Source organism: Brevibacterium sp. Marseille-P9724, from assembly GCF_902500275.1.
GTDB lineage: Bacteria > Actinomycetota > Actinomycetes > Actinomycetales > Brevibacteriaceae > Brevibacterium.
The window spans coordinates 256467-263911 of the sequence record NZ_LR722992.1 but is presented as its reverse complement, the minus strand read 5'-3'; the positions used below and the strand labels follow the sequence as shown (position 1 = coordinate 263911).

Sequence of the window (7445 nt, the reverse complement as noted above, 5' to 3'; positions counted from 1 at the left end):
GCCAGTGAGAGTGCTCGCGAGGATTCGTACGCAGCGTTCTTACATGACTACAATCACCACCGAGCCCACACCGCCATCGGGGGACTCTCACCAGCCGACCGCGTTCACAACCTCACGGGGAAGTACACCTAGTCGAGGTCGGCGTCTTTGCTGATGAAGACGTTCGCGTCCTGGTAGATCTCGTTGTCCGGCGTGAACTTGTACAGCGCGCGGGTGGTCTCGAGGTCAGTGAACACGGTGTTGGCGAAGATCTCATTGTGCGTGGTTGCTGGGCGGGGGGTGTCGCCGGATACGAGGCCCACGATTTCAGTTGTGACCTCTTCTGTGGATTGGCGTTCGTTGTCGACGTCGTACTTGTTGCCCTTCAGCGTGAGTTTGCTGCCCACGGTGAGGTTGTTGGCTTTGGCGAGGTCTTCGTGGATGACGTCTTTGTTCTCATCTTCCGGCTTCAGGTGGCGGCCTTCGATGAGTTTCAGTGTGCCGCTGCGGAAGTTGTTGTCGATTTCGCTGTTGTTGACGCCCCACACGTTGACGGCGTTGCCGAATTGTTCCTCACGCTGCTTGTCGTAGTCGTCGTGGTCAAGTTTCTGCACTTTCGCGCACACGAGGTCAGCGGTGACGTTCTGGCGGGCCACATGCGATTCGACACCCTCCAGACCTGCGAGTTTGTCGATGTCAGCGGGTTTGACGGTGCCGGCACCTCGTGGTGTTCCGAGGTTGTGCTGGGGGTTGTTCTCAAGGACGAACCCGCGGCCAGTCTTTGCTTCGATTTCGCCTTACACGTGGTCGGCTGAGCCAGCGACAGCACTGGCGGCTATGACCACGGAGGCCATGATGGCCAGAACAGCAAAGATGATGAGTGTTCTTACTGGCTTGCGAACACAGTAGCGCCAGGCTCTCCCTACGAACATCAAAACTTCCCTTCCCGTGACAGCGGCAGCGCCCACGCGCGGGTTGTGGTGCGCTGCCAAAAAGATCCTGGAAGAACGTACTACCGGAGTCTGGACTGATTCTGACAACCCGATGCGCCGGTCCTGTGGGATGACGAGGTGGAGGTGGGGTATGTGGGCTATCTGCGGGTTTGCGTTGGGTCGAGGAAGCTTCACTAAGCCAGCTCCCGCACTATCAAGAAACATCCCCACCACAGCCCAGCAGCGAGCTAGACCAGCAGACACCGCAAACAATCCGCACGGATTACCCCATCAGGTAGCCTCGGACTATGGACGAAAGAGTATTTCACGAGCTACGGAAGCTCGCAAAAGACCGCGGGTGGGAACAGTTTCATACGCCCGAAAACCTGGCGCAATCCATTGCAATCGAAGCGGGCGAGTTACTCGAGCTCTTCCAATGGGGGAAAACACCTGACGCCGAACGGCTTCGGGAAGAGGTAGCTGACGTACTGACCTACTGCTATTTCTTGGCAATGAGGATCGATGAGGACCCCTCAGAGCTGATCTTGACCAAGCTCGAAGAGACAGTTGAGAAATACCCCAGAGACAAGTTCTACGGCAGACATGAAAAGTACAATGAACTCTGAAATTGTCACTTATGAGTCAAACCCAGATTCGCATAATGAATGGGGCATACTGACCGCAATTCTTAAAAACCATGCGACGAACTGGCCCATTGTATATACCCTGGACAACGATCGCCAAATTTACATCGGCGAAACCGGAAGCGCGCTACGCCGCCTAAGCGAGCATTCAAAGAATAAAGATAAATCGAAGCTTGCTCGAGCCCATATAGTCCACAACACGCAGTTCAACAAGTCGGCATCATTAGACCTAGAGTCCCTCTTGATCCAAATGTTCGCAGCCGATAACAAATACGACGTTATCAACGCAACAGGCGGCCTGATCAATGGTGATTACTATGACCGACAGCGCTACAACGACGAGTTTCGAAAGATTTTCGAGCAGTTTCGAGACCTGGGGATGTTTAACCACACCTGGGATTCTATTCGCAACAGCGACTTGTTCAAATGGTCACCTTTCAAGGCACTCACAGAAGACCAGCACATTGCCGTGGGCCAAATGGTCGAAGGCATTTTGGCATCTATCAGGTCTAATGCCCAGACTGAGTCAGTAGTCTCGGGAGGACCAGGCACCGGAAAAACGATCGTTGCCGTGCATGTTCTTAAGCTGCTAGTCGATATCGCGGAACGACGCCGACCACTCAAAGATGACGAAAGTTGGGACTTTTCCAAATTCTTCACTGAAGAAAACGCCGACCTGCTAGAAGGGTTTACATTCGGATTCGTCATACCTCAACAGTCGCTACGTGAAACCATGGGCAAAGTATTTAAAGCCACTTTAGGCTTAAACAAGGCTATGCTCGTCAGCCCTTTCAAAGTTGGCTCCGGTAAAGAATTTTATGACCTGCTCATCGTCGACGAGGCTCACCGCCTTGGGGTTCGAGCACCGCAGGCAAACGGGTCATTGAATAACAGGTTCGCTGACAACAACAAGAATCTTTTTGGTAGTGACGATGTCAGATTCACGCAGCTCGACTGGATCCGGAAACGGTCCAACCATCGCATCCTTATGCTCGACAGTGGTCAGAGCATTCGTCCGTCAGATTTGGACAACCCGCTGATTGAAGACATCGTCGCAACAGCAAAGAAATCCAACAATTTCTACCCTTTGCGAACCCAGATGCGAGTAAAGGCTGGTTCTGACTACGAGAAGTTCATTCGCGAGATGCTATCGGGGGTGGCTACGGACATTCCCGACTTTGGCGACTACGATTTTCGGTTTTTCGATTCGATTGAGGCGATGGAAGCTCAGGTTCGCAAACGTGACGCCACCGGCGGGTTTGCTCGTCTTGTCGCGGGCTACGCCTGGCCGTGGCAAAGCAAGAGGGATCCGTCAAAATTCGATATTGAAATCGGCGGACGGTCCTACCATTGGAACCAAACGGATAAGGACTGGATCAACTCGTCTAACTCCATCGACGAAGTCGGGTCGATCCACACTACCCAGGGCTACGACCTCAACTACACCGGTGTGATCATCGGCCAAGACCTCAGGATGGATCCTCGTACCAAGGAAGTCTTCTTCGACAAGTCACACTATTTCGATCGAGGCGGCATGAAAATGCCTACCCGTGCAAAGGAGACCGGAGAGAAAGCCGACTTTCTGAGCTTTGTGCAGAACATCTATACCGTTCTGCTGACCCGAGGTATCAACGGAACGTACCTATACGTCTGCGACCCAACGCTAAGGGACTATGTGGCCGGGCTTTTTGCCAAACGCTCCACTGCGTAGCTTTGGGAAGCACTTATCCGAGGCTGCGTGATCGTGCCGACCATACGTCGCCCCAACACCAAGCCTGGGCTCGTGCCCTGCGTACTCACCGCAACAGAGCTGGAGTCCGGCCGGTGCTTTATCCTGCACCTACTGTGTTCACGCGGAAAGCCCGCTCGAAAAGGGTGATCACGTTTGCCCCTTGGCGGAATATGGGCAGCCCTGGGTCTGATCTGGCTGCTCGTCATCACGCGTGGTTTCCGTTGCCCCGCCCCGCAAGCGGAACTGGAAGATGCATAGAAACCTAACCTCCACATCGTGAGTGGATGGTGTGCCCGGCAAATCCTTCCGGGCACACCCGACTAGACCAACTTCACTCAGCCGCCTCATAACGGGACGCTTGATGACGGGATTTCACGGCCACCGATCCCCTTTTTGTGAAAGCTTATGATTATTATGATGGCGCGTCAGGACGAGCCCTCACGCTCCAGGATGTATTCGCGCGTGTAGGGCATCGTAAACGTCACGACGCCTCGCGCAGGCGACTCGATGACACCTGCGGCCAACAGTCGGTTGCGGTAGGTGCCTGCATTGCGGGGGTCCATGTTCATGCGTTTGGCCACTTCGGCGGTCATGGACACCCCTTCGTCTGCAGACATGGCGTACAGATAGTCGCGGTCACGACTGGAAAGCCCAGCGAATGTGGGTTCGTAAATCTGCCGGTACATGACCCGCTGAGCGTCCGCTGCCGCTTGGCGCACGTGCGAGATCGTAATGACGTTTTCACTGCCTGCGAGTTTGAATGCTTCATCGCCGATCAGCTGCACTAGGTACGGGTACCTACCGGAAGCCGCGACAGCTTCCTCTAGAGCCTGCTTCGACATCGATTTTCCCGTTTTTTCCAAAGGGCGGGTGAGCCCTTCTCGAGCCCCGGCCTCCGTTAGAAGCCCCAGGTCGATGCGCTCCGCACGCCGCAGGTACGTCGACACACGGTCATTCACCAGGTCATCGATGGAGGCAGGCAGGCCCGCGCCGACGAATGCAACGGGAGCTCGTTCGGAAACAGCGGCACTTAGGGCATCCGTAACCTGACGCAGCTCGTCGATATTTGACCTGTGCACCTCATCCAAAGTGACCAGCAGTCCTGAGCCTCGCTCTGCAAGTGCTTCAACTGCACGTATGAGCTGGTGCTGGAAATCGGGAGTTACGGGGAAACGGTCTTCACTTGTGGTGGAAACGCTGCCGCCGAAACCCATGACGCTGAATCCTCCCCCGGTGATGCGCATGCTCGACTGCGATTCCCAATCGAGCGTCGCCATAGCTTCAGGGATTCGAGCCTCGGTCAACCGCTGAACAACACCTGGGCTGGCCTGGTCCTGAGCACATATCCAACCACGCGACTGTGCGACCTTTTGAAACACCTTCAACATCACACTCTTGCCCATACCGCGCTGTCCGGTGATGAGAGTGGCCTGCCCGCGAGCCCCGGGGCCCTCATCAAGCATCCGTGCGAAAGCATCAACCAGCTGCTGTCGATCAGCCAAGCGGGGTGGAATCACCCCGAAGGTCGGGGTGAATGGTGAGCGCACGTAATCGGCATCGGGAACCGGCGGAATGTCGAATGCATCAGTCATGTGCCACTCTCACGATCGCTTATGAAAGTTTATGATAATTATGATAGCGGCTCTGACGTGACTCGGCGATCCTGCGCGAGGAGCGGCGGGGCGCCAACCAGACAGGCACCCGCAGTGTTCGAGCAGAGCAAGAGTGGCTGGTGCCAGACAGGGCTCAAACGTCGTGCTGAGCTTGGCGATTGTTCTGTTCTCGACCTTCCCTCAACCCGTCACATGGCTGCCCGAAGTGCTCTACCAGGGATAGGACACCTACGGCTCAGCTGAATAACGAAAACAGTTCCCCATTGAAATGACCCAGTGGGCAGCTGTTTTCGTTGATCGCTATGGATCGAGCGTGCCGCTACAACAGTTCGTCCTCAAAGAAGTCATCGTCGATTTCATACAGCGTGAACTGGTGAGCTTTTTGAACTGCAACCCCGTAGTCGAGCATGAGCTCCGTTAGCCGGATTCCGTCAATGAGCACGATCTTGCCGTGACGGTACCCTTCGGCCGTTCGCCTTGCTTTGTCTTGGAAACTCGACGTTGTAATGAATACGCCCAAATTGGCACCTTGTGCATCGAGAGATCCGATGAACGTGCGGATATCAGGGTCACCGACTTTATTGTTGTCGGCGTAACGCTTCGCCTGAATGTAGACATTGGTCAATCCAAGCGCCTCTTGACGAATTACTCCGTCGATTCCTCCATCGTGAGATCGTCCCACATGCTGCTTCGCGCCGTGCGTTCCGCCATAACCAAGGGCCCACAGGAGTTCGATTACAGCCCGTTCGAAAAACTCAGGGGACGATGACTGCAGGCGCTTACGCAAATCAGTCTCGATACTCGCATTAAACGCTTTCTCGTGAGTGCGCATAGCCTCTACCGGGTCTTCGGCAGGCTCAGTTTCACTTTCGGTCGCACTATGCCCGTCTTTGATCTGACGGCGCTGCGCCACCTCTTCCTTGTACTCACGCCACGTGTCCCACTCGAGCATGTCCGTTTCGCTATATTCACGCAAAGAGCGCCGGTCGACGGTCTTCCCATACTCAGTGATCTTGTAACGGCCCCGCTTAGGCCGATCCACCAACCCCGACTTGGCAAACGATGAAAGCGCCCAGCCAATCCGATTCCTGTATCGCAGCTGCCCCGATTCCAAGGTTTCTTGCATTTGGTCTTGCGACAAGCCGGCCAGCGTGGAAACCATTTCATTAAGTTCCCGACGGCCACGCTCCTGGCCGTCAGCTAGAGCACGCAAGACAAGTGGGCGGAATTCATCAACTGAAGGAATATCGCTAGCCATCTTCATCGCTTTCCACTACTCGCTTAAGCAACATCAAGGCCAGCCTATCCGCGCCCTTCCCCCTCCCCACAGGCTCGACACAGATTCGCACCACCTCATGCCATCAGATGGCTGCCTTAACCCGCGACCCTCAGCCAGCAGGGAAGGTTCGGGGGAAGGGGATCGGTCGAGGACCTGCGCCTAGCCGAAACGCTTGCCTTTTCGATGGTGGTGCGCCAGATCTATGCCGCACCCCGCCGTCAGCTCCAGCTTGAACTGTTCAAACAGCCGAGCAATTTCCATGTTTTCGGCATTGCGCTCCTCGACCTGAGTCGCGTCGAATGTCGTCAGCGAAACCTCGTCGACCTGCTAGTTCAGGAGTGGCGAATGTAGGCAGTCAGTCACCCCGCCATCCGTCAGATCAGCGCAGGTCACTTATCGACGGCAAACGCGACGGATAGTCGTCGCTGAAACTGGAGAACTCCAACCAGCCGATAGTTCCGCCAGTCACAAACAGGTTCGCCTGCCAAGGCGTACCGTTGACATCCATTACTAAGACAACGTGCTGCTCGGTTGAAGCACGGTCGACATCGTCATAATCAGCCCCGCCCTGGCGGTTCTGATATGCGAAGTCAAGGCACGGGCACTTGTCCACCTCGCACTCGGACTCAACCATCAGGTAGTCAACCTGCTCGGCTAGCTTCGCCCGGTTGATGTCCGACGCAGGATCGGCCCAGCCGTGCTCACACATGTGCTGGACAAAGCGGATTTCCTCTTGTGTCAGTGCACGCACCGGCCCACCACCTTCGGTCTCTTGAAGCCTAATCCTCGCCGTCTGCCCCCGGTTGCGAATCAAAGCAACTACGACGAGCTATCTGTCTTTCGTGGGCAGCGCGGCCAACAGTGCTTGCGCCTGCTCAGCTTTGCCTTCTGGCACCAGCAGATGGTCGTGGTAGTAACCGGCGATCACGTTGCAGGCGATACCAGCGTCAGCCAAGACGGTAGAGACGAGCGCGGTCAGCCCGACTGACGTCAAGGCCGAATGCACATCCAGCGTCAAGCATGCGAAGCTCTCAATATGATTATCTGCCGTGGCCGGCGCAACAGCGTATGAACCTTCATCCTCGTTGATAACGGCCAGTACCTCGGCCAGGTTTTCAACCTCCCCGACCGGCAGGTAGATGTACGTACCGCGGTTAACGACACGCAGTGATTTTAGGATCTCGTCGAGATCAGTAAGCGCTGCAACCATGGCACAGATCATACGCGGTCGGTGTTACCGCTGATGTAAAACGGACAAGCGTTGCG

General features: G+C 55.6%; 8 protein-coding genes and 1 pseudogene. 4 read left to right on the top strand and 5 right to left on the bottom strand.

Annotated elements, in window-relative coordinates; all coding sequences use genetic code 11:
• Positions 1 to 132, top strand: a pseudogene (locus GC119_RS11060) (IS481 family transposase); the annotation flags it as partial.
• On the opposite strand, the gene GC119_RS11055 reads toward GC119_RS11060, so the two are convergent.
• The gene (locus GC119_RS11055; protein WP_226829298.1) at positions 129 to 635 is read right to left on the bottom strand and encodes a hypothetical protein; all 507 of its coding nucleotides are present in this window, start codon (positions 633 to 635) and stop codon (positions 129 to 131) included. The pseudogene GC119_RS11060 and the gene GC119_RS11055 overlap by 4 nt on opposite strands.
• Here GC119_RS11055 and GC119_RS11050 point away from each other — a divergent pair, their 5' ends adjacent.
• The 3 genes from GC119_RS11050 (at position 636) to GC119_RS05870 (ending at position 3266) form a co-directional block, all read left to right on the top strand.
• Positions 636 to 794, top strand: coding sequence for a hypothetical protein (locus GC119_RS11050; RefSeq protein WP_226829296.1), 159 nt, complete (start codon positions 636 to 638; stop codon positions 792 to 794).
• A 425-nt stretch (positions 795 to 1219) separates the two neighbouring features.
• A complete protein-coding gene (locus GC119_RS05875) occupies positions 1220 to 1537 on the top strand; it encodes a nucleotide pyrophosphohydrolase (protein WP_070576188.1) in 318 nt (105 codons plus the stop codon).
• Positions 1527 to 3266: a DUF2075 domain-containing protein gene (locus tag GC119_RS05870; RefSeq protein WP_151952698.1), complete on the top strand. Its 1740-nt coding sequence runs from the start codon at positions 1527 to 1529 to the stop codon at positions 3264 to 3266. The genes GC119_RS05875 and GC119_RS05870 overlap by 11 nt, the downstream gene beginning before the upstream one ends.
• Before the next feature lie 446 nt (positions 3267 to 3712).
• Here the strand turns inward: GC119_RS05870 and GC119_RS05865 are convergent, their stop codons facing one another.
• The 4 genes from GC119_RS05865 to GC119_RS05850 form a co-directional block, all read right to left on the bottom strand.
• Positions 3713 to 4879, bottom strand: coding sequence for an AAA family ATPase (locus GC119_RS05865; protein WP_151952697.1), 1167 nt, complete (start codon positions 4877 to 4879; stop codon positions 3713 to 3715).
• A gap of 340 nt (positions 4880 to 5219) precedes the next feature.
• Positions 5220 to 6164, bottom strand: a complete 945-nt coding sequence (locus tag GC119_RS05860) for a restriction endonuclease (RefSeq protein ID WP_226829294.1) — start codon at positions 6162 to 6164, stop codon at positions 5220 to 5222.
• Positions 6165 to 6558: 394 nt separating this feature from the next.
• Positions 6559 to 6930: a hypothetical protein gene (locus tag GC119_RS05855; RefSeq protein ID WP_151952696.1), complete on the bottom strand. Its 372-nt coding sequence runs from the start codon at positions 6928 to 6930 to the stop codon at positions 6559 to 6561.
• Positions 6931 to 7008: 78 nt separating this feature from the next.
• Positions 7009 to 7389, bottom strand: coding sequence for an ACT domain-containing protein (locus GC119_RS05850; RefSeq protein WP_151952695.1), 381 nt, complete (start codon positions 7387 to 7389; stop codon positions 7009 to 7011).
• Between the last annotated feature and the right edge of the window lie 56 nt (positions 7390 to 7445).

What these genes read in the sequence shown, in the direction of transcription:
- GC119_RS05860 (WP_226829294.1), bottom strand. Translation starts at nt 6,164, where the DNA reads ATGAAGATGGCTAGCGATATTCCTTCAGTTGATGAATTCCGCCCACTT.
- GC119_RS05870 (WP_151952698.1), top strand. Translation starts at nt 1,527, where the DNA reads ATGAACTCTGAAATTGTCACTTATGAGTCAAACCCAGATTCGCATAAT.
- GC119_RS05850 (WP_151952695.1), bottom strand. Translation starts at nt 7,389, where the DNA reads ATGGTTGCAGCGCTTACTGATCTCGACGAGATCCTAAAATCACTGCGT.
- GC119_RS11050 (WP_226829296.1), top strand. Translation starts at nt 636, where the DNA reads ATGCGATTCGACACCCTCCAGACCTGCGAGTTTGTCGATGTCAGCGGG.
- GC119_RS05875 (WP_070576188.1), top strand. Translation starts at nt 1,220, where the DNA reads ATGGACGAAAGAGTATTTCACGAGCTACGGAAGCTCGCAAAAGACCGC.
- GC119_RS05865 (WP_151952697.1), bottom strand. Translation starts at nt 4,879, where the DNA reads ATGACTGATGCATTCGACATTCCGCCGGTTCCCGATGCCGATTACGTG.